20 protein-coding genes are annotated in these 22,006 nt (G+C 52.1%); all 20 read right to left on the bottom strand.

Going from position 1 to position 22,006, the window contains the following annotated elements; genetic code table 11:
* Nucleotides 1-81: 81 nt before the first annotated feature.
* Entirely contained in the window at nucleotides 82-2,532 is a 2,451-nt protein-coding gene (locus tag BMY11_RS11165; protein WP_090575269.1) for an S-layer homology domain-containing protein, read from the bottom strand.
* Between the two features lie 82 nt (nucleotides 2,533-2,614).
* The gene (locus tag BMY11_RS11160) at nucleotides 2,615-3,412 is read right to left on the bottom strand and encodes a tyrosine-protein phosphatase (protein WP_143069245.1); all 798 of its coding nucleotides are present in this window, start codon (nucleotides 3,410-3,412) and stop codon (nucleotides 2,615-2,617) included.
* Between the two features lie 136 nt (nucleotides 3,413-3,548).
* Nucleotides 3,549-3,947 (bottom strand): F0F1 ATP synthase subunit epsilon, encoded by a 399-nt coding sequence (locus BMY11_RS11155; protein WP_090575263.1) that lies wholly within the window; start codon nucleotides 3,945-3,947, stop codon nucleotides 3,549-3,551.
* A gap of 26 nt (nucleotides 3,948-3,973) precedes the next feature.
* Complete coding sequence (gene atpD / locus BMY11_RS11150) at nucleotides 3,974-5,392, bottom strand: F0F1 ATP synthase subunit beta (protein ID WP_090575260.1); 1,419 nt, start codon at nucleotides 5,390-5,392, stop codon at nucleotides 3,974-3,976.
* Nucleotides 5,393-5,442: 50 nt separating this feature from the next.
* On the bottom strand, nucleotides 5,443-6,303 hold the full coding sequence (gene atpG / locus BMY11_RS11145) for an ATP synthase F1 subunit gamma (protein WP_090575257.1): 861 nt from the start codon (nucleotides 6,301-6,303) through the stop codon (nucleotides 5,443-5,445).
* Between the two features lie 84 nt (nucleotides 6,304-6,387).
* Entirely contained in the window at nucleotides 6,388-7,902 is a 1,515-nt protein-coding gene (gene atpA, locus BMY11_RS11140) for a F0F1 ATP synthase subunit alpha (protein WP_090575254.1), read from the bottom strand.
* Nucleotides 7,903-7,918: 16 nt separating this feature from the next.
* Nucleotides 7,919-8,467, bottom strand: coding sequence for a F0F1 ATP synthase subunit delta (locus BMY11_RS11135; RefSeq protein WP_090575251.1), 549 nt, complete (start codon nucleotides 8,465-8,467; stop codon nucleotides 7,919-7,921).
* Nucleotides 8,464-8,946: a F0F1 ATP synthase subunit B gene (gene atpF, locus BMY11_RS11130; protein WP_090575248.1), complete on the bottom strand. Its 483-nt coding sequence runs from the start codon at nucleotides 8,944-8,946 to the stop codon at nucleotides 8,464-8,466. Before atpF ends, BMY11_RS11135 begins: the two co-directional genes overlap by 4 nt.
* Before the next feature lie 107 nt (nucleotides 8,947-9,053).
* Complete coding sequence (atpE, locus tag BMY11_RS11125) at nucleotides 9,054-9,278, bottom strand: F0F1 ATP synthase subunit C (RefSeq protein WP_090575245.1); 225 nt, start codon at nucleotides 9,276-9,278, stop codon at nucleotides 9,054-9,056.
* Between the two features lie 76 nt (nucleotides 9,279-9,354).
* Nucleotides 9,355-10,107, bottom strand: a complete 753-nt coding sequence (gene atpB / locus BMY11_RS11120; protein ID WP_090575242.1) for a F0F1 ATP synthase subunit A — start codon at nucleotides 10,105-10,107, stop codon at nucleotides 9,355-9,357.
* Nucleotides 10,108-10,518 carry an ATP synthase subunit I gene (locus tag BMY11_RS11115; protein WP_090575239.1) on the bottom strand — a complete coding sequence of 137 codons (411 nt, stop codon included), beginning with the start codon at nucleotides 10,516-10,518 and terminating at the stop codon, nucleotides 10,108-10,110. It abuts the gene before it with no gap.
* A complete protein-coding gene (locus BMY11_RS11110; protein WP_090575236.1) occupies nucleotides 10,518-10,781 on the bottom strand; it encodes a hypothetical protein in 264 nt (87 codons plus the stop codon). The genes BMY11_RS11115 and BMY11_RS11110 overlap by 1 nt, the downstream gene beginning before the upstream one ends.
* Nucleotides 10,782-10,972: 191 nt before the next feature.
* The gene (wecB, locus tag BMY11_RS11105) at nucleotides 10,973-12,121 is read right to left on the bottom strand and encodes a non-hydrolyzing UDP-N-acetylglucosamine 2-epimerase (RefSeq protein ID WP_090575234.1); all 1,149 of its coding nucleotides are present in this window, start codon (nucleotides 12,119-12,121) and stop codon (nucleotides 10,973-10,975) included.
* Nucleotides 12,122-12,144: 23 nt separating this feature from the next.
* Nucleotides 12,145-12,774, bottom strand: coding sequence for a uracil phosphoribosyltransferase (gene upp, locus BMY11_RS11100; RefSeq protein ID WP_090575231.1), 630 nt, complete (start codon nucleotides 12,772-12,774; stop codon nucleotides 12,145-12,147).
* A gap of 316 nt (nucleotides 12,775-13,090) precedes the next feature.
* Entirely contained in the window at nucleotides 13,091-14,848 is a 1,758-nt protein-coding gene (locus BMY11_RS11095) for a glycoside hydrolase family 2 protein (RefSeq protein ID WP_090575229.1), read from the bottom strand.
* A 92-nt stretch (nucleotides 14,849-14,940) separates the two neighbouring features.
* Entirely contained in the window at nucleotides 14,941-17,397 is a 2,457-nt protein-coding gene (locus tag BMY11_RS11090) for a family 43 glycosylhydrolase (RefSeq protein ID WP_090575226.1), read from the bottom strand.
* A 26-nt stretch (nucleotides 17,398-17,423) separates the two neighbouring features.
* Nucleotides 17,424-19,184: a glycoside hydrolase family 2 protein gene (locus BMY11_RS11085; protein ID WP_090575224.1), complete on the bottom strand. Its 1,761-nt coding sequence runs from the start codon at nucleotides 19,182-19,184 to the stop codon at nucleotides 17,424-17,426.
* 45 nt (nucleotides 19,185-19,229) lie between these two features.
* On the bottom strand, nucleotides 19,230-20,243 hold the full coding sequence (locus tag BMY11_RS11080) for an acyltransferase family protein (protein WP_090575221.1): 1,014 nt from the start codon (nucleotides 20,241-20,243) through the stop codon (nucleotides 19,230-19,232).
* Complete coding sequence (locus tag BMY11_RS11075) at nucleotides 20,240-21,046, bottom strand: carbohydrate ABC transporter permease (protein ID WP_090575219.1); 807 nt, start codon at nucleotides 21,044-21,046, stop codon at nucleotides 20,240-20,242. The genes BMY11_RS11080 and BMY11_RS11075 overlap by 4 nt, the downstream gene beginning before the upstream one ends.
* Nucleotides 21,046-21,936 carry a carbohydrate ABC transporter permease gene (locus tag BMY11_RS11070; protein WP_090575215.1) on the bottom strand — a complete coding sequence of 297 codons (891 nt, stop codon included), beginning with the start codon at nucleotides 21,934-21,936 and terminating at the stop codon, nucleotides 21,046-21,048. Before BMY11_RS11070 ends, BMY11_RS11075 begins: the two co-directional genes overlap by 1 nt.
* Nucleotides 21,937-22,006: the final 70 nt, after the last annotated feature.

Genomic DNA, 22,006 nt, shown 5'->3' with positions numbered 1-22,006 from the left:
TGGATGTAATTGATCAATAAAGTAATATACATCCCCCATTGAAGGAGGATGTATATTCATAACTGCATTCATACTTACTTTTTAGCCCTTGAAATTGTACGCACGGTAGATCGTTACTGCCGCTTGGGCACGAGTCGCTGTTGCGTTAGGGTTAAACTTGCCTTTATCACCAACAACCAAACCTTTATTTGCTGCGAATGCTACGCCATCCTTCAGTGATGCATTGATGTCGCCAGCGTCCTTGAACGCTTCAAGCGCCTTCAGGTCATCAGCGCTAGCTTTAACACCTTTAGTCGCTTCGAGTGCGCGAGCGACCATGACAGCCATCTCTGCACGCGTAATCGTTGCGTTCGGAACGAATGTTGTTTCCGTACGGCCGTTAATGATGCCAGCCTCGACAGCTGCCGCTACATATGGAGCGAACCAGTCAGTTGCCTTCACATCCGTGAACTTTCCTGTTACAGCAGTCTTGTCCAGGTCCAAAGCGCGGATGAGCATCTTCGCGAACTCTGCACGAGTTACTTGACCGTTCGGTTCAAATGCACCCGCTTTACGGCCTTCAATTGCACCTTTAGCAGCTAACACTTCGATCTGGCGGCCAGCCCATGCTTTTACCTTCGAGATATCATTGAACTCAACCTTGTTCTCGACAACGACGAACGTACCAAGCTTATCCGTATTCTCTACGAGGGTATTACCAACAACTACGCCGCCTTCGAATACCAGCTTGCCATCAGCAACCTTAGCAACCGACAGCAATTCTTTATCAAGTCCCGCAACATTCTTCAGCGGGAAGCTCACCTTCACTTGCTGTCCGGATAGATCAACAGGCTTATCTCCAGCAGTTACGCTGATTTCATAGACATCAGACGCCGCTTTCTTGGAACCTAGCAATTCTGCTGTAGCTGTGCTTGTTTTAATCGTAAACTTGATTGTTTCATCGGTAGAAGCAACAACTGGCGTCGCTTCATACTTAGACGCTGCGGCAAAGTTAACAAGGCGATTAGCTAACTGTGCTCCAGTACTAGAAGGTACTAGCGCAGTTAGCGGGAAGTTTGCTTTGAACCCGGAGGAGCTATACTCCAAGTTTGTAATACCGAGCGCCTTTGCTTTTGCAAGTGAACTGCTATTAATACCGGTTGTAACGTACCCAGCTCCGCCCGGCAGCTCCGGAACTTCTAATTCTAGGCTGAAGCTAGGCAACGAGCCTTCTGTACCTGGAGCAGCTTCTTTCAGTGCATCAATAGTTGCCTTAATATCATCAAACTGTTTCTGAAGTGCTTCATTATCAACGCTAACGACAAGAACGCCATCCACTACTTCTTTCTTCAATGGAACGTTGCTCAGCGCTTTGATCGCTTCAGTAGCTTTAGTCACCGCTTCCTGAACAAGCTTCGTTTTCTCTTCTCCTGTCGCACTAGCAATCTTGTCCTTCAGCTCTTTCAACTGTTCAACAGTAGTTGGAGTTGGAGGAGTTACTGGCGGTGGAGTGCTGGTGTTATCATTATTATTAGAAATGCTGAACGAAACATTAACATTGGTGTATACCTCTCTACCCAAGAACGAGGCCTTAATTACCGCTGAACCAGAAGTGCCGCTGGTCAGTTCTACTTGACCATCCTCCGACACTGTAACATTAGAGCTGCTGGAGACTTCGCTCCATTCAACCAAATAACTTGGAAGCTTGATGTTATCAACCTTAAGTGAATAAGTTTTCGTACGGCCGTTAGAAGAAGTGACATGTGAATCTGTTGCTTCTGCGTTTACAAAGGCAACCATAAGCGCTTGGGTTGCTGCTCCCCCGGAAGTAAGATCTGTCGAGAAGCCTGCAAAGGTTTCAGCCACAGCTTCAGCCAGTTCGTTGCTCGAGATGTCTGTATTGTCTTTAATCCAATTGAGCACTTGGCTTACTTTCAAATCATCGTTGCTCAATACATCACTTAACGATGCTTTTACAAGCCCAGTTACAAGGCTGCCTGATTCATCGTCAAATAGATCATTTATGTTCTCAATGTCGCTTATGTTATCCAAGAGCGCTGTCTCTACTGCATTGATGAACAAAGCCAAGTCATCAGCAGTCAGCCTAGATACTTCTGTTTGACCCGCCAAGTAATCCAAAGCGACGTCAAGTGCTGGATTAGAATGATAGCCATTTACTTGATCAGCGCTTGTGCTATACATAATCAATCCCAGCGTTTTGAACGTATTGAACAGACCTTGTTGGAATTCCTCATCGCCCTGAAGATCCCCAGGTAGAAGTGCCATTAATGGATCAATCTTACTAATATTGTCCAAAGTAGAAATTTGAGTTCTTAAACTATTAATTGTAATAACATCACCATCAGTAAGATACGGATAAATGTTATCTAGTCTGTTCAAAAATGCATCATATGGGGATGCATCCGCAGAAGCAACATTAACTAGTCCAAATTGCTCAGCCAAGCCTTTATCGCTGTATGGCAATGCTGCCAAGGAACCAGTTACGAGACTGGCTGCAAGCGTTGTTACCGCTATTTTTCTTTTGATAGACACTATCAAATCACCTCAGTCATATATTTTGTCTTAATTTGCCGCTATATGTAACAATCACCACCAATATTACCACTCGGCCCTATCAACGGTCAATGTTATGGAAGAAATTTGGCAGTTTAAACCAGCTATTTCCCCTTGATTTGTTACTTTTTACGGATGGCTCTATTAGATCTCTATTACTTATTACCGATTCGGAATTATCCAAGTAGGTCTTCACTATCTCCACCCCTAGTTCCTTACTCACTCTGTCATACGCTTCCCTCAATCGGAAGCCACGGCGCTCCATATGATGAGCATCAGAGGAGATCACATGAATAAGCCCTTCTCTGCAAAGCTGCCACGCCCTGCGCTCAATCTGTTTCCCAAAGCCGCCTAATAGAGAGTGAGTCGTCATTTGGCCATATGCCCCAGCCTCTATCATTTCATTAAGCTTATCAGGATACTTTACGACTTCTGCGTTACGTTCGGGGTGGGCAATGATGGGGTTGATCCCCATAATAACAAACTCGTGTATATACTCTAGCATTCTTGAAGGCACGGACGCTGACGGCATCTCAAGCAAAATATATTTCGATCCAGCCAGTGTAGCAAGCTCCTTAGCACTCCAAACGTCTAGCATATCGCTATGTACACGAATCTCTTGCCCCACGAATAGTTCAAGCGGGATCTGGCGAGCTGCCAGCTCTTCCTTCAATCGCTCTACTTGTTCAGAGACAAAAGAAGCATTATTCATATATCTTCCATCCGCATGATGCGGAGTAGCAATTAATCCCGTAATACCTTCAGCAACAGCCGCTCTAGCCAACGCAAGCGAATCTTCCAAATTCCCTGCCCCATCATCAATGCCAGGCAAAATATGTGTGTGAATATCTATCATCATGCATGCTCCTATGCCATTAGTCTCTTAATGCCACTATTGCTGTCATTATACTCTAAAATTGTCGATAAAACGCAAAAAAAGACCGATTCCCCTGCAGATGTAATCTGCAAAGAAATCAGTCTTTATTTGTGTATGATTAGCGGCCTGCAACACCGATACGGTTAAGCGCACGCTGTAGAGCAAGCTCAGCTCGAACTTGATCGTACTCGTCGCGTTTGCCGTTCAGACGCTGTTCTGCACGCTGCTTCGCTGATTCTGCGCGGGCAACATCGATGTCGCCAGGCAGCTCCGCGCTCTCAGCCAAGATAACCACTTTATCCTTCCGGATCTCAAGGAAACCGCCGTTAACAGCGATAACCTCTTCGGAGCGGTCTTTCTTGATCGTGACAGCAGCAATCTTCAAAGGCGTTACCATTGGAATGTGGTTAGGCAGAATACCTAGTTCACCCTCAGAGCCTTTGACGATAATCATATTTACATCCTGAGCGTAAGCCTTACGCTCAGGCGTTACAATTTCCAATAAAAAGGAGCTCACGATATTACCTCCCTAGCTATGAGCGATTAAACCTCTTGAGCAAGTTTTTCCGCTTTAGCAACAGCATCTTCGATCGTTCCGACGTTGTGGAATGCCGATTCTGGAAGGTGGTCGTACTTACCTTCAAGAATTTCTTTGAAGCTGCGTACTGTTTCTTTTACAGGAACGTACAAGCCCGGGATACCATTGAACGCTTCCGCAACGTGAAGTGGTTGCGCGAAGAACACTTGAATACGACGCGCACGGTGAACGACTTGCTTGTCTTCTTCAGACAATTCGTCCATGCCGAGGATCGCGATGATATCTAGAAGCTCTTTATAACGTTGTAGAACTTTCTTAACGGTTTGCGCTACTTGGTAGTGCTCTTCGCCAAGAATTTCTGGTGTCAGGATACGGGAAGACGAAGCGAGCGGGTCAACGGCTGGGAAAATACCCATCGCTGCGATGTTACGCTCAAGGTTAGTCGTTGCATCCAAGTGAGCAAACGCCGTTGCCGGAGCCGGATCCGTATAGTCATCGGCAGGAACGTAGATTGCTTGAATGGAAGTAACGGAACCTTTTTTCGTTGAAGTGATACGCTCTTGCAGTTGACCCATTTCAGTTGCCAACGTTGGTTGGTAACCTACCGCGGACGGCATACGGCCGAGCAATGCGGATACTTCGGAACCAGCTTGCGTGAAGCGGAAGATGTTGTCGACGAACAGAAGTACGTCTTTGCCTTCTTCATCACGGAAGTACTCAGCCATTGTCAAACCTGTCAAAGCTACGCGAAGACGCGCACCTGGAGGCTCGTTCATTTGACCGAATACCATCGCTGTTTTGTTGATAACGCCGGAGTCTCTCATCTCGTGGTAAAGGTCATTACCTTCACGAGTACGCTCACCAACGCCGGCGAATACGGAGATACCACCGTGCTCTTGTGCGATGTTGTGAATCAACTCTTGCATCGTTACGGTTTTACCTACGCCCGCACCGCCGAAGAGACCGATTTTACCACCTTTGGAGTAAGGCGCCATAAGGTCGATAACTTTAATTCCTGTTTCCAAGATTTCTTGGGAAGTCGACAGCTCTTCGAAAGGAGGAGCTTGACGGTGGATCGGGTTAGCGAGCGTACGGTCAACATCACCATTGTTATCAATTGGATCGCCGAGTACGTTAAATACACGACCAAGTGTTGCTGGTCCAACAGGTACTGTGATTGGTTTGCCCAAGTCAACAGCTGCTGTACCTCTGACAAGACCGTCAGTGGAAGACATCGCAACGCAGCGAACCAGGTTATCACCGAGGTGAGTTGCAACTTCAACCGTAAGATTGATGTTCACTTCGCCTGGATTTTCAGCTTTTTTCTCAATTTTTATCGCATTAAGAATCTCAGGCAATTGACCGTTCTCGAACGCGATGTCGACAACCGGACCTGTTACCTGGACTACATGCCCCTTGCTCATTGGTGTACCTCCTTCATGTTTTTCCGAGGAAAAATACTTTAAAGTTTATGTTACGCCTGCGCGTTCGCGCCGCCGACGATTTCCGCGATTTCTTGCGTGATTGCTGCTTGACGCGCACGGTTGTACGTCAACGTCAAGCCTGCTATCATCTTCGTCGCATTCTTCGTAGCATTGCCCATCGCAGTCATACGTGCGCCGAACTCACTCGCTTTACCTTCCAATACTGCGCTGTAAATGACCGTTTCCGCGTATTTAGGAAGAAGCACGTCGAGCACCTTCTCAGGTGACGGCTCATATTCGTAGCTTGCCTTCGCGCCTGTGAATTCCGACTGATCCAGAGGAAGCAGCTGTTTAACAACAGGAACTTGGGTCATTGCGTTGTAGAATTGGTTGTAAACCAGGTTCAATTCGTCATACTTGCCGCTCTCGAAGCCTTTAACAGCTGCTGCTGCTAACGACTTGATATCTGCAAATTTAGGTGTGTCGGAAAGTCCTGTTACCTCGCCTGCCAGCTCTATGCCACGGCGTTTGAAGTAATCACGACCTTTACGACCGATGACGAACACGTCGTATTCAGCAGAAGACTTATGCTTCTCCTCAATCGTCGTCCATACTTTACGAAGCACGTTCGCATTGTATCCACCCGCCAAACCACGGTCCGACGTAACGACCAGATAGGCCGTACGCTTAACTTCGCGGCTTTGCAGCATGGGATGCTTAATTGTGCCCCCGCCCGAAGCAATGCTAGCTACGACTTCTTTGATTTTCTCCGTATATGGACGTGATGCTACAGCTGCTTCTTGAGCTCGTTTGAGCTTCGCAGATGCAACCATCTCCATAGCCTTCGTAATCTGCTTCGTATTTTGCTTACTCTTGATCGAGCGCTTAATCTCGCGCATACCTTTAGCCATTCGTTGTCACCACCTTATTACCAGCTACCCGGCAAGGCCGAAGCCTTGCCTTTAGCCAGTTCTATTCCGCGCTAAGTTAAACTTTTATACCGACGCAGCAAAACTGTTCTTGAACGTTTTGATTGCTTCAACAAGTGCTTTCTCATTGTCGGAAGTCAAATCTTTCGTGTCGCGGATGGAAGCGAGAATTTCCGGTTTGTTTGCATCCACGTAAGCCAGGAAGCCTTGTTCGAAACGACGAACGTCTTGAACTGGAAGATCGTCCACGTGTCCACGAGTTACCGTGTACAGGGATACAACTTGACGTTCTACTGGCAATGGCGCGTTAACGCCTTGCTTCAGAATTTCAAGTGTACGCTCACCGCGGTTCAGACGGGATTGTGTTACTTTATCGAGATCGGAGCCGAACGCTGCGAAAGCTGCTAGCTCGCGGTATTGCGCGAGGTCAGTCTTGAGCGTACCGGCAACCTTCTTCATTGCTTTGATTTGAGCGGAGCTACCTACACGGGATACAGAGTTACCAACGTTAACCGCTGGACGCTGACCGGAGTAGAATAGGTCGGACTCAAGGAAGATTTGGCCGTCCGTAATCGAGATTACGTTCGTCGGGATGTAAGCCGAGATGTCGCCGGCTTGCGTCTCGATGAATGGCAGTGCAGTCAAGGAACCGCCGCCAAGCTCATCGTTCAGCTTAGCTGCGCGCTCAAGCAAACGGGAATGCAGGTAGAATACGTCACCTGGGTAAGCCTCACGACCCGGAGGACGGCGAAGCAGCAAGGAAAGCTCACGGTATGCTGCCGCTTGTTTGGAAAGGTCATCATAGATAACAAGAACGTGTTTGCCATTGTACATGAAGTACTCGCCCATCGAGCAGCCTGTGTAAGGCGCTAGATAAAGGAGCGGGGACGGCTCGGAAGCGCTCGCTGTTACAACGATTGTGTAGTCCAAAGCGCCTTGTTGGCGAAGGGACTCAACAACTGTACGAACAGTCGATTGTTTCTGACCGATAGCAACGTAGATACAGATAACGCCGTTGCCTTTTTGGTTAACGATCGTGTCGATCGCGATTTGAGTTTTACCTGTTTGGCGGTCACCGATGATAAGCTCACGTTGACCACGACCGATAGGAATCATCGCATCAATCGCTTTGATACCTGTTTGCATCGGCTCGAATACCGATTTACGAGCCATAACGCCCGGTGCCGGAGATTCGATTGGACGCGCTTGCGTCGTGTTGATTGGACCGTTGCCGTCAACTGGTTGACCCAGTGCGTTAACAACGCGGCCAAGCAACGCTTCGCCTACAGGAACTTCCATGATACGACCTGTTCTTTTCACTTGGTCGCCTTCGCGGATGCCAGTGTAAGGACCCATGATAACGACACCGACGTTGCTCTCTTCAAGGTTAAGGGCCATACCCATAACACCGTTTGCGAATTCGAGCAGTTCGCCAGCCATCGCGTTCTCAAGGCCGTGTACACGTGCAATACCGTCACCGACTTGGATGACCGTACCGACATCAACGACTTGAATTTCGGATTTAAATTGTTCGATCTGTTGTTTAATCAGCGTGCTGATTTCATCAGGTCTGATACTCAATTCCGTTCACCCCTATCTACAATGCTTGAGTTTTCAAAGCTTGTTCAAGTCGAGCGAGCTTGCCGGAGAGGCTGCCGTCATACAGACGATCGCCGATGCGCACTTGTACGCCACCGAGCAGAGCTGGTTCAACGATTTGTTTTGCGATAATGCGTTTGCCGATCATTGTACCGAACTGCGCTGACACTTTGGACAGCTCTTCAGAGGACAACGATTTAGCGGAATATATCGTAGCGTGTGCTTGACCGAGCGCATCTCCCGCTACTTTCGTATAAGCTTCGTACACATCAGCGATCGCAGCTTGGCGGCCGCGGATAATGAGAAGCTCTACCGTATTCAGAACCATAACCGTCACGGTATCGGACAGAGCGCCGCGTACGATGTCGATTTTCTTCGAAACTTCTACGTTAGGCAGTCCGAGGAATTTGCGTATTTGCGCATCTCCGGACAAGACATCAACGACGATCTTCAGCTGTTTCTCAACATCTGCAACCGCATTGTTGCTCTGTGCCAGTTCAAACAGCGCTTTAGCGTAGCGTTTAGCTACGACGCCCTCGCGGCTCATTTGCTTCCAACCTCATTCAAGTATTGGTTAACAAGCTGCTCTTGCGATTTGTCATCGATTTGTTTCTCGATGATTTTGGAAGCGATCATGACGGACATGCCGCTAACTTGCGAGCGAAGTGAAGCAATTGCTTTGTTCTTCTCGCTTTCAATATCTTTCACTGCCTCGTCCTTCAGGCGAGTTGCCTCGGATTTTGCAGCGTGAACGATTTCGTCGGCTTGCTTCGTGCTTGTTTGCTTCGCTTGCTCAATAATGTCATAAGCGTCTTTACGAGCTTGCGCGAGCGATTGCTTCTGCTCTTCGTATTGCGATTCAGCTTGCTTGCGGCTGTTCTCAGCACCTTCAAGCTGTTCTTTCACGAACTGCTTGCGCTGTTCCATGATGGAGAAGAGCGGGCCGAAAGCGTAACGGCTAAGCAACCAGTAAAGAATTCCGAAGGCAATCAGTTGGATGAAAAAATTTGACCATACGATATCCAACGTACGTCACTCCTTTCCGTAGATTAGCTGAGTGTCTGGTAGACGCTCAGCAAAAGGAAGGCGCGGAGGCATAAGGCACTCCCCGCCATTGTCTGTTGAAATGTTTCTTAAGCTTTACCCAAGAAGATGAACGCAAGTACGAGGGAGATGATTGGCAATGCTTCTACAAGCGCTACCCCGATGAACATTGTAGTTTGAAGAGTACCGCGAAGTTCTGGTTGACGGGAAATACCCTCAACTGTACGACCTACGATCAAACCGTTACCGATACCTGCACCCAGTGCTCCAAGACCGAATACAATTGCTGCTGCAACTAAAGCTAATGCTCCCATTAGAAAAATCCTCCTTAAGTGTTTGAACAGATTTAGATTTATTGTTGCCCGTTAATACCGGGGTTGTTACTTAACCTTAATGCTCTTCGTGAACGATAGCCTGCGACATATATACCATTGTCAGCATAACGAATACGAATGATTGAATTGCGCCGATGAACACGCTGAAACCTTGCCACACGATCAATGCCGGAATACCTACCCAGCCCAGATTCATGATGACGCCGATCATTACCTCACCCGCGAAAATGTTCCCGTAAAGACGAAGGGACAGAGACAGCGGCTTCGAAATCTCTTTGATAACGTTCAGAGGGAAGAACGGAATATACGGTTCAAAGTAATGCTTCAGGTAATGTTTGCGGTTGCGACGCAAACCTTCGATATGGGTCAGCACGATAACGACTGCCATTAGCGCGCCTGCAACAGCAACATCCGCTGTAGGTGATTTCCACCACGAGATGTGTGCTTCTTCTTCACCATGCAAGTTAAGCTCCATGCCGAGGAATGTCGCGCCGTGATGCGCTTCAGTAATGATACCGAATGGCAATCCAAGCATGTTAGCTACGAAAAGATACATGATGAGCGAGATACCAAGCATTAAGTAAGGACGGCCCTTCTTGATATCCATCGATGTACCGATCAAGCCAATAACGAACTCGATTACCCACTCCAGGAAGTTTTGCATTTTCGTTGGATTAGTTACCGATGCACCACGAACCGCCAGCTTAGCAAGGACAAATACGATAATGCTGGTGATAACAATCATGAAAATAGCAGCTAGGTCAAACCGAATGCCGCCTAGATGCACTTCAGGAAAAATATGATCCATTTAGTTGTTTTCACCCCTTTCATCGGTAGAATGCCGTACCGCCGAATTCCGCTTGGCAATAAACCCCAGTATGAGTGTTGCCAATTGCGCTACAAATAATCCGGCTACTGTTCCATAGATACTGAACGAAAAGTACCTAGTGGCAATGACTGCCGCGAGCAGCGCGATGCATGCGCGTGTCAGAAACCCAAGATTGTTGCGTTTCTTGATTCCAGCCACCGCAAACGCGCCGGTTCGTTGTACTTTCCAAGAAAGATGGAAGGCGTTTGCAAGACTTGCCACAGCGCCGAGAATTAATCCGCCGAAGAGCGGTTTATAATCCGGAAGCAGGGCCCATCCAATGAAGCATAATGACAAAAAAAAGAATGTAATACGCGTAACCGTTCGAAGGTGGCCGGACAGATCATCCATTACTTTGCTTTGCCCCCTGTAAACGCTCGGATCAAAAGTATGGTTATGATGACGGCAATGACGAAACCTATAGCCATCCCGACAATCGCTCCATACCCGGAACCTTCTGAACCATCAGTCTTGCTGCCAATCCAATAGCCTAGTCCAAGACATACGCCAATTGTTCCGCCAACAGAGCCGATTAGCCCCATCGCCCGCCATGGGTTATCTCCAAGGCTGCTGTTGTCCGTGCTGCGGTTTTTGTCGTCATGGGATGAATTCATCGCTCGAATCACTCCAAAACTCTTATTTATTTTAGCCAAGCGGGTTCATGTTTGTCAATTGATATAAATTCAAACATTTAGTGAACTACAGCCCGAAAACCCTTGATTTTCCTAGGGTTTTCGGATGTAACAACCGTACAGTAGCACTGTATGCTGTAGCCTTAAAGGAGATGCTCCACTACCAATGTCAACTATGAACGTTGTGTGAACGTTGTCGGACGAATGTCTGTTTTCCCAAAATGATGCAAAATAGCTTGGACAATACGCTCCGACGCTTTTCCGTCACCATAGGGATTCGCAGCTTTGCTCATCCGCTCATAAAGCGCTGCGTCCGACAACAACGCATTCGCTCGTTCGTACACAACCGCCTCATCCGTTCCAACGAGTTCCAATGTACCTGCCTCAATACCTTCCGGACGCTCTGTCGTATCGCGAAGCACAAGCGTCGGCACGCCGAATGACGGCGCTTCTTCCTGCAGGCCCCCGGAATCCGTCATGATCATGTACGTATGCGGGTAGAAGTTATGGAACTCGAACACATCAAGCGGTTCAATGAGCTTAATACGTGGATGATTGCCAAGAATCTCATTCGCCGGCTCACGAACTGCCGGATTCAGATGGACCGCATACACGATCACAACGTCTTCGAACTCATCCGCGATGCGCTTCACCGCTCGGAAAATATTGCGATGCGGCTCCCCAATCGCTTCACGGCGATGTGCTGTCATGAGAATCATCCGCTTGCCTTTCGCCCATTCGAGCACCGGATGCGTGAACGAAGGATCGACCGTGTACTGGAATACATCCGTTGCCGTATTACCGGTTATGTAGATAGCTGACTCCGGCTTATTCTCCTTGAGCAAGTTCTCAGCAGACTTGTCCGTAGGCGCAAAATGCACATCGGAGAGCACACCTGCCAGTTGGCGGTTCATCTCCTCCGGATACGGGGACAGCTTGTTCCAAGTACGAAGGCCTGCTTCGACATGGCCGACCTGTATCTGCCGCAAGAACGCTGCATAGCTGCCTAGGAAGCAAGTCTGCGTATCACCGTGCACAAGTACGATATCCGGCTTTGATTCGCTTAGAATCGGATCAAGGCCTTGCAGCACTTTAACGGTCGTTTCGGTTAAGGTTTGACGATCTTTCATGACGTTGAGATCGTAGTCCGGCGTGATTTTGAAAAAATCAAGCACTTGGTCCAGCATCTGGCGATGCTGCGCCGTTACGCAGACGACCGACTCAATGTCTTCAGGATGCTTCTGCAGCTCCAGTACGAGCGGCGCCATCTTGACCGCTTCCGGTCGTGTGCCGAAAACCGTCATTACCTTAATCTTAGCCAATGCTATTCACCCCTAAAGTAATTTTACTTCGTACCGAACATGCGGTCGCCGGCATCGCCGAGACCTGGCACGATATAACCGTGGTCGTTGAGATGGCTATCGAGCGAAGCCAAGAAAATATCAACGTCCGGATGCGCTTCTTGCACGGCCTTTACGCCTTCCGGCGCAGCAATGAGACACATCAGTTTGATCTGCGTGCAGCCGCGCGTCTTCAATGCCTGGATCGCCGCATTCGCCGAGCCGCCCGTTGCGAGCATTGGATCGATGACGATTAAGAGGCGTTCTGGTGCATCGGAGGGTAGGTTGACATAGTATTCAACAGGCTCAAGCGTTTCCGGGTTGCGGAACAAGCCGATATGGCCAACTTTAGCCGATGGAATGAGCTTCAGCATCCCCTCAACCATGCCTAGCCCTGCGCGCAGAATCGGAATGAGCCCGAGCATGCGGCCGGAAACGATTTTGCTCGTCGCCTCAACAACTGGCGTACTGACCGTAACGGTTTCAAGCGGCAAGTCTCTTGTAATTTCATAAGCCATCATTGTCGCAACTTCATCAACAAGTTCGCGGAAATCTTTCGTCTTCGTATCTTTATCGCGGATAAAGGTCAGCTTGTGCTGAATAAGCGGGTGATCGCAAATTGTGAGCTTACCCATAAGTATTATTCATCCTCCTGAAATGCTCTTTTCAACTGAGTATTATAACATTCGGAGACGCAATATGCACATTTAAATATAAGCGACAGCTATAAAACTCTTGCAAAGTATTCCCGAAACCGTGTGAATTCTACCTAGGCCGCCTGAATTAATTGCCGCCGCCGCTGTTGTTTCTGCAGGATGTACTGCCTAAAGTGCGAAAGAAGAAACGCCAAGAAACCTTCGTCCCCAGCAGTGATCCGGAAACGAAGGTTTTCTATTACGCCTTACCTGAGTATTCACGCAGGCGCGTGCATCTGCCATGAGCAACGATTTATTAAGCCAAGTTGATTGCCCGAATTGTCTCAAGCGGAATCTTCGGCCTCCGACCTTCCGTCAACAGCCCGTTGATCTCCTGCTGCACGTCGGTCACTTGCGTATAGCAATAACCGCAGATGCCCTCCGTGTCCTTAATCGCCTGCGTGATGCCGCGGAACCGAGCGACGAACGACTCTTCGTCGGCCACTTGATTGCCGTAGCCCCAGCCCTTCTCGTCACGGAAGGCGATGCCGCCAAATTCGCTGATAATGATCGGCTGACCGCGGTACGCGTAGCCCTGTGCCATCGCGAACCGATTGTTGTTGAAAGCCAGTTCATTGCCGGCGATCCCTTCCAAGTTGCGATAGCGGGCGAGAAATTTCTCGCCGCTCTCTTCATAATCATGCAACGTCAAGATATCAGACACAGTATGCTCCCAGCCGTCATTGACAATGACCGGACGCATGGGATCGATCGCCTTGGTCAGATGGTAGATCGCCTCGGTGAACTGTTGCTGCCGCTTGTCGGAGAAGACGTTACCGATCCCCCACGATTCGTTGAACGGTACCCACGTCACGATGCTCGGATGGTTGTACTGCTGACGCACGATCTCCAGCCACTCGCGCGTGAAACGGTCGACCGCCTCGTCGTTGAATTCGTACGTTGCAGCCGCTTCCGACCAGACGAGCAATCCCTTCACGTCGCACCAATACAGGAAACGCGCGTCCTCGATCTTCTGATGCTTTCGCACGCCGTTATAGCCCATCGCCAAGATCGCGTCGATGTCTGTGATAATCGCCTCTTCAGACGGAGGCGTCAAGCCGCTTTCCGTCCAATAGCCCTGGTCGAGAATCAACCGTTGATAGAGTTGATCGTAGTTCAGCATAACCTTGCCGTTTACGATAGAAACCTTGCGCAACCCGAAATACGACCCCACGCTATCGACGATCCGATCGCCTTGGCGCAGCACGAACTCCACTTCATACAGCTTCGGGTTTTGCGGACTCCAATATTCGACTCGCCACTCCCGCTTCTCGCTAATCAAATCTACCGTCGCGGAGAAGGCAGCGCGATCAACCAGTTGAGTCGTTTCTTTGATCAGCGTGCCTTCCATGCTGATCGAAGTCGTGAGCCGTAGCGGCTCCGCTCCTGTATCGTTTGCAACGCGGTAGTCGAAGCGAACGGCGTTCGCATCGACGTCCGGCGTAATCTTCACCGACTGCAAATGATTCGCGTCGACGTATTCCAGCCACACCGTCTGCCAGATCCCCGTCGTCTGCACGTACCAGCAGCCGAAATTCGCCTCGCGCCAGCGCTGCTTGCCTCGCGGCTGCGTACCGCTCTCCGTGTCTTCCGCACGGACGACGACTTCGTTGGTTCCACCGGCCTTTAGGTAGGACGTCACGTCGAACGAGAATGCGGTGTACGCGCCTTCATGGCTGCCCGCGTAAACGCCGTTGACCCATACTTTCGCCAGATAGTCTACCCCTTGGAAATGCAGCAGCACCCGCTTGTCCCGCTGCTCCGCAGGCACCTCGAACGTCCGGCGGTACCAGACGTACGGATGGGCAGTCTCGTCCGCGATGCCGCTCGCCTTAGTTTCGTACGTGAACGGCACCTCGATGCGAAGCTCGCCGGGAAACGCCTCGAACCAGCGCTTAGTTTCTCCTTCGCCTGCGTCGTCGAACCGAAAGTCCCACGTTCCGTTCAGATTGAGCCAATCTTGACGGACGAACTGCGGTCGCGGATAGTCCGCGCGGTATATGCTGAGTGTCATCTTTGTCACCTTGCCTTTATGAAATAAGTGCTGGAATCAGCTGTTTATGTGGATCATTTACACTAGGAATGGATGCATGTATGGGCCGCCGGTCAAGGCGTTGGCGCAACCCGGAACGCGCTGAACCGAGCGCTGCCACCGGCTGACTTGAACCCTACTCGACCGTGCAGGAGTGCCGAATCGCTCTCGTCGACGTAACGAATGAGCGGCTCAGCGCTCGCGCCGGCATATACGGCGATCGCGTTGCCTGTAGCCACGACTTTTAGATGAATGATCCCGCCCGGCTTTGGCAGCAGCATCTTCGCATCCGCGAGCGGCGTCGTGTCATAATTGTGCTTCGCCAGATGGACACCCTGCCCGTCAACGTATGCGAAGTAGCCGCGCAAGAAGTCGTTGCGGTTCTGATTCAACTCTCTGCCATTGGCCGGCTCGGTCACACGTACGAGAATGCCCGTCTGCCCGCCTTCTTCCGGCACAGTGGCGTCGGCTTCAACCGTATAATCGACCCAGCCGTCCTCACCGGTCAGAATCTTGCCGTCTTCGTCCGACGTGACGCGCAGTTGACCGTCCTTCACCGACCAGACGCCTTCGTAGCGCGTCCACCCTGGAATGAACTTGACGCCGAAGTCGTCCGACTTGGCCGCGACCGGGGCGTACGGAGACGCCGAGAACCAGGCGGCGTCAATCGTGCCAATTACTGTCTCCAGCGTCAGCCTGTGATTCCCCGCCGTGAGCTTGACGTCCTGCGCCGAGATGGTCTGCCAAGTGCCGGAGCCCGATGGCTCCACCTTCAGCTCGCCGACGACCGGCTTGCCGTCCTCGCTCAAACGGAGACTAGCGCCCTGCGCACCGGCGGAGACGCGGAAGTCGAAGCTGAAGACGCCGCTGTCGGCCACGTTGACCCGATAGGTCAACGGCTTCGATGCGTCGAGCTTCGCCGCCGCGAGCCCGGCGGCTCCGTCGCTCTTCAATCCGTTCGCACGGGTAGCCCCGTCCTCGTCCTGAAACACATTCACGCGCCCCGGAAGCGGCGCATAGGTCAAGCCTGCAGCACTGCCGTCCACGGCATTGCTGAACGCGACGTATCCGAACGACGCGTCCACGTTCTCCAATGCGTAACCGATCGCTCCTGCGCCAGCCTCGGTCGGCAATTCCGCCGTCAACAGCTTCATGCCCTCCGCGTAGACGGTCAGTGCGCTGCCGACTTTCTCCACCTTCAGCATTTGCAGTTGGCCGAGATCGAGGTTGCCCGGCACGTCCGCCGAAACCTTCATCGCTTCCTCGCCGTCTTTGACGTAACGCGCTTCCAGCTTGCCATCAGCCGCGCTCCATGTCGCGATTCCGTAATTTTTCTTGTCCGCGTACGAAAATACGATGCCAGCCTTTCCTTGCTTACCGGATGACAGACGAACGTGATATTCCGCCGTATAGCTGTCTGCGGTCTTCACTTTCGTCACGAGCATCGACAAGCTAGACTCGCCAATACCTTTCGCGCTCAGCCCTTGGCCTGCGTCTATCGCCCACTTCGCGTCTCCAGTGCTCGTCCAAGCCTTGCCCGGCTCCTTGCGGTCGAACCGGTCGGCAAACACCGGCAGCGCCGGCGCCTCCTGCTTCGACGATGTCGGGCCGGCCAGCTGCAGCAAATCCCCATCCCAGACGATCCGATCGAGATTCATATGCCGCAGCGGACCGACGACGCCGTGTCCTTCGAGATTGTGATAGATCATATATTGCGTGTCTAAGTCCGGCCCCGTGACGACGGAATTATGCCCGAGCCCGACGGTCGCACCTTCTGTTCGCAGCAGAACAGGGTTGTTCGGCTGTGAATGGAAGTTCTGCATCGGCGAATCGCCGACCGCCGCGTCGACACGATATCCAGCGCTGAACACGTGGTTGCCTGTATAGGTCATGTAGTACTTGCCATGATGCTTGAATACGCTCGGCCCTTCCGTCCAGCCGCCCATGTAGGCGCCCGTCTGCGCCTCTTCCGGCGCAACGGTCAGCGGGTCGATCATCGGTGCAGCCTGAATGCCCATGGGACCAGCATAGTAGAAGTACCATTGCCCGTCATCGTCCACAAACGTCGTACCGTCGATAGTACGACCGAAGTTATCGGTCGCAACCTTGAACGGTCCCGTCGGCTTGTCGGCAACGAGGGCGTAATGCCCTTGCCCGGCTGGCGACGTGTACATGTAGAACTTGCCGTTCCAATAGCGCACTTCCGGCGCGTAAGCCGCCGTCGTCAGCGGGTCCTCCGTGCACAAGCCTTCGTATTTCCAGTCGACGAGATCGCCAGAAGACCACACCTTCACGCCCGCGTCCGTATCGCGTGTGCTGACGTAGAGATAGTACGTGCCGTTATAAGCGAAGACGAACGGATCGCCCATACCGTACTCACCCCATTCGTCAGGTAGACTGATCGGGTTCGTATACGTGCGGACCGCCGCCGTTTCGTAAGCCTCCGGCTTGCCGTCGTCGTTCGCATCGCAGCCTGCCGAGCCAAGGCACAGCAGAACCAGCAGCGGCCTCGCCCATTTCATGCGTCCCATGCGGACATCCCTCCGTTCGCTGGGTTTTATCGACCCGCCACTATGCGCCTAATCTGTTCCAATGGCAGCTTCGGCTGCCGGTCGTAGGTCAGCAAGCCGTTGATCTCCTGCTCCACGTCGGTCAACTGCGTATAGCAGAAGCCTTGCACGAGCGGCGCTTCGCGAAGCGGCTCCACGACGTTGCGCAGCCGTTCTTCAAAGTCGGCCTCGTCCTTGGCGCCGGAGTAGCCCCACCCTTCCCAATCGCCTTTCTGGAAGGAGATGCCGCCGAACTCGGTGACGAGTAGCGGCTGGCCTTCGTACGGGAAGCCAGGCACGAGAATCCAGCGATTGCCCGGGCGGGCAGCAAGCGCCTTGTCGATCGACGAATATCGGTCGGCTAGCACATCGCGGCGCCATTCGTAATCATGGATCGTGACAAGATCGGTCTTCACGAGTTCCCAACCATCGTTAGAAATGACCGGACGGGTCGGGTCGAGCGATTTGGTCATATGGTACATCGCCAGCGTGTGCTGCTGCTGCTGCTCATCGACGAGAATGTTGACGACGCCCCAGCTTTCATTGATCGGCACCCAGGCAACGAGACATGGATGGTTGTAGTCGCGTTCGACTGCTTCAATCCATTCGCGAGTCACGCGACCTACGTAAGACTCGGAGAAATGGTACGCGTTCGCCATCTCCCCCCACACGAGCAGGCCAAGCCGGTCCGCCCAGTATAGGTAGCGCGGGTCTTCAATCTTCTGATGCTTGCGGGCTCCGTTGAAGCCCATCTCCTTCGTCAGCTCAACGTCGCGCTTCAGCGCATCATCGCTCGGAGCGGTCAAGAGGCCCGTTGGAAAATAACCCTGGTCTAGCACCAACCGCATCTCGTACGGCCGGTTGTTCAGCAGCACGACGCCGTCTTCGATGGATATTTTGCGCATGCCGAAATAGCTGTCTACACGGTCGGCTTCCACCCCGTTCACGAGCAGCGTCAAGCGCAAGTCGTACAGGTTCGGCTTCTCCGGCGTCCACCAGCGGCCGAGGCCGTGGTCGTTAAAGTCGTGAAGACTGATAATGCGCGTCTCCGCACCGCGCATCACGCGGAACGTGTCTTCCGAGACGACTTCGCCATCGAACGAGACGAGCGCGCGCAAGGCGACGTCGGCACCCGGCTGCAAGCCTGCAACGAACGCTTGGAGCTTAAGTTGATTATGGTCGATGTCCGGCGTCAGGCGAACCCGTCCGATATGCACCTCGGCAACTGGCTCCAGCCATACCGATTGCCAGATGCCAGTCGTGCGCGTATAGAAGATGCCGGCGGACTTCTCCTCCCAGAACTGCTTGCCACGTGGCAATGTTACGTCCTTGCTATAATCGACCGCCTTAACGACGACAACGTTCTCGCCGTCTTGCAGCGCCTCCGTTACGTCAGCTTTGAACGGCGTATGGCCGCCCTCGTGCGCGAGCACGAACTTGCCATTCACCCAGACGCGGCACTCATAGTCGACGGCACCGAAGTGAAGCACAATGCGCTTGCCGAAATAATCGGCAGGCAGCGTGAACGAACGACGATACCAGACCGTGTCGTGGAACGCCGTGTCCGCAATGCCGCTCAGCTCGCTTTGATAGCAGAATGGCACCACGATGCGCGCCGGGAATTCAAGGTTACCTTCGTGCCAGCCGTCTCGTTCCCCGCTCTCAGCGTCGTCGAATGCAAATTCCCACTCGCCGTTCAGATTCAACCATTTCTCACGGACGAACTGTGGGCGCGGATATTCGTCTCTTAACTGGCTTGTTTGCACCATGTTCTTCCACTCCTTCGAAGCTTATCTATTTATTTTATGAAAGGCTTATTTGCTTTTTTTCGTAATGATCCAGATGGTGAACGTCACGACGCCAAGCACGGCAGCTGCCAGGTAGAAACCGCTCTGAGCGCTGACGAGCACATTGCCTTGTTGATTGCCCTTCAAGGCGAAAATAATGACGTTGCTCATGACCAGATACCAGAGCACGTTTCGTCCCATCGTCTCGAAGACGACGAACGGTGCCGGATAACGCTCCATCAGCTTGCCGAGCAAAAAGTAACCGTATAGCAGCAAGGCCGGTCCGATAATCCACCAAACCGATGGCGGAAACCGTTCCGGCAGCGCCCCGTCATGCGCGATTAAGCGCCACAGAAAAGCTCCGGAAAGGGCGGCCGCGAGGGCGAGCACGCGCCAATCCCAGCTGATGCGGTAACGCGCGAACAAGATGCCGACAAGATAGTATGGAAAATATTGCAGCACAGGAAACGAAGCGAAGTCCCGCGTGCCGATGAGCGGTCCGAGCTTCATCGCGTGAATCGAGCCGTACGGCAGCCAAGTCGTCAGCAGGAGCAAGCCCGCCGCGGCGAAGCCGAGCCATTGACGCCCGGCAAGCGCTTTAAGAGGAACGAATAGAATAAGACCTGCAATCATGAGATACGTGAATGACCAAAGGAACTCGGACCAGCCTGGCATGTCCTGCAGCAGCAGGATCGGCCTTACCGTCGCCCAAGACAGCAATTTACCGTCGATGAACAGCCGGTAAGCCAGTCCCGATACGTAGAAGGCCCCGAGCGTCTTGACAGCCGCCACCAGCATGCGCGGCGCCGCCTGCCGGAACGACTTTGTATAGTAAGCCAGCTGGGATACGTAACCGAAGCTGAAGACGAAGCCGGAGAAGGTGATGAGATTAATGACGTCGATGACCCGCTGCCCGTTCGGATAGATCTGCTGGTCGCTGAAGAATTGCAGCGTATGGCAATACACCATCCCCAGCACGAGCAGGCCTTTGAACAGGTCGATCGCCCTCTCCCGCTTGCGCGCAGGTTGGACGTTGCTCATCCTTTAATACCGGACAAGCTGACTCCTTTGACGATTTGACGTTCGAACACGAGGAAGAGCAGCATGATCGGCAAGGAAGCGATCGTGTTGACGACCATCGGCTTGACGTAGTCTTCTGAGTACGAGCTCATCAGCGTCGGAATGCCCATCGGAAGCGTGAACAGGTTGTCGTCCGTGAGCGACAGAAACGGCCAGAGGAAGTTGTTCCACGAGCCGATAAACGTCAGTATCGCCATCGAAGCGAGCGCAGGACGAGTCAGCGGCAGCATGATGCTGCGGAAGATTCGCCACGACCCGCCTCCGTCGATCTGCACGCTCTCAAGCAGGTCGTTCGGCACACCGTCGAAGAAGCTCTTGAGCACGATAACCGCGAACGGCGACGCGAGCGCCGGAAGGATCAAGCCTTGGTACGAATTCAGCAGATTCATCTCCTTGGCCACTTGATATAGCGGGATGATAATCGCTTCGCCCGGCACGAGCAAGCCCGCCAGAATGAAGAAGAACATGAACGAACGGTAGCGGAACGGCAGCTTGGACAGCACGAAAGCCGCCAGCGCTGCAATGATGACCGTCAAGATCGTCACGCAGACTGCGACGCCGAAGCTGTTCAACACCCAGTTCGACAGCTTAGTGGCGCTCAGGATTTGATCGTAGACCGCGAACGAATACGGCGGCGTGAACCAGTCCAGCACCGTAACGATCTTCATCCCCTCTTCCTTGATCGACACGACGAGCATCCAAACGACCGGCGCCATGAACACGAAAGCGAACAGGAGCGATACGACGCGGTAGGCATTTTTCATTAGGCGTTCGCCCCTTTCCGGTTGTTGAGCCAGTATTGGAAGATGGAGAGCACAAGCAGAATCGCAAACAGCATGTAAGACATCGTCGCCGCATAGCCGAGGTCGTTCTTCTTAAAGCCCGTCTGGTAGATCAATTGAATGATCGGACGAGTCTTGTCGAGCGGCCCACCGCCCGTGATGATGTAAATTTGCAGAAACACTTTGAACGAAGCGATGATCTGAAGCATCGTGATCGTCTTCGTGATGGGATTCAGGTACGGGAACGTAATCCGGAAGAAAATCTGTCTATCGTTCGCGCCGTCCAGACGGGCGGCCTCGTAAATTTCGTCGGGAATTTCCTGCATGGCGGACAAGTACAGGATGAAGTTGAAGCCTACGGTCCACCACAGCGTGATGAGCGCGATGGCGATCCAGGAAAGGTTCGTTTCAGTCAACCAGAAGATTTCGGTGTTTTCCGGAAGCAAATTCACCAGATGAAGGGCTGAATTGACGAGCCCGGTATACGGTTGAAACACGAAGAGGCCGAGAAAAGACGCGACCGCCACGGAAAGAACGCTAGGCAGGAAGAATACACTGCGGTAGAGACGCTGCAGCCTGGATTTGCGGTTAGCAATCATGGCGAGCACGATAGCCAAGATGACCATCGTAGGCGTCGTCAGCAATACGAAAATGCCGGAGTGACCGATTGCCGCCCACATTTCCTTGTCGTGAATCATGCGTGAATAATTGTCCCAGCCAATGTATTTCATTTTGCGAATAAGCGTCCACTTGTAGAACGTCATATTCACGCCTTTGATCATCGGCTTGATAGTGAACAGGAAATAGATGATCAGAAACGGTAGCAGATACAGAAGCGCCTGTACGTCCGCCCTTAGCTTGCTCATTCTCATCGCTTACGCCTCCCTCTCTCTCCATTTCGCCGCAGAGCTTGCGGCCAATATGGCCGCAAGCTCCCGGGAA

The sequence above is a fragment of the Paenibacillus sp. OV219 genome, assembly GCF_900110075.1.
GTDB lineage: Bacteria > Bacillota > Bacilli > Paenibacillales > Paenibacillaceae > Paenibacillus_Z.
This window is presented reverse-complemented; position numbering and strand designations above follow the sequence as displayed.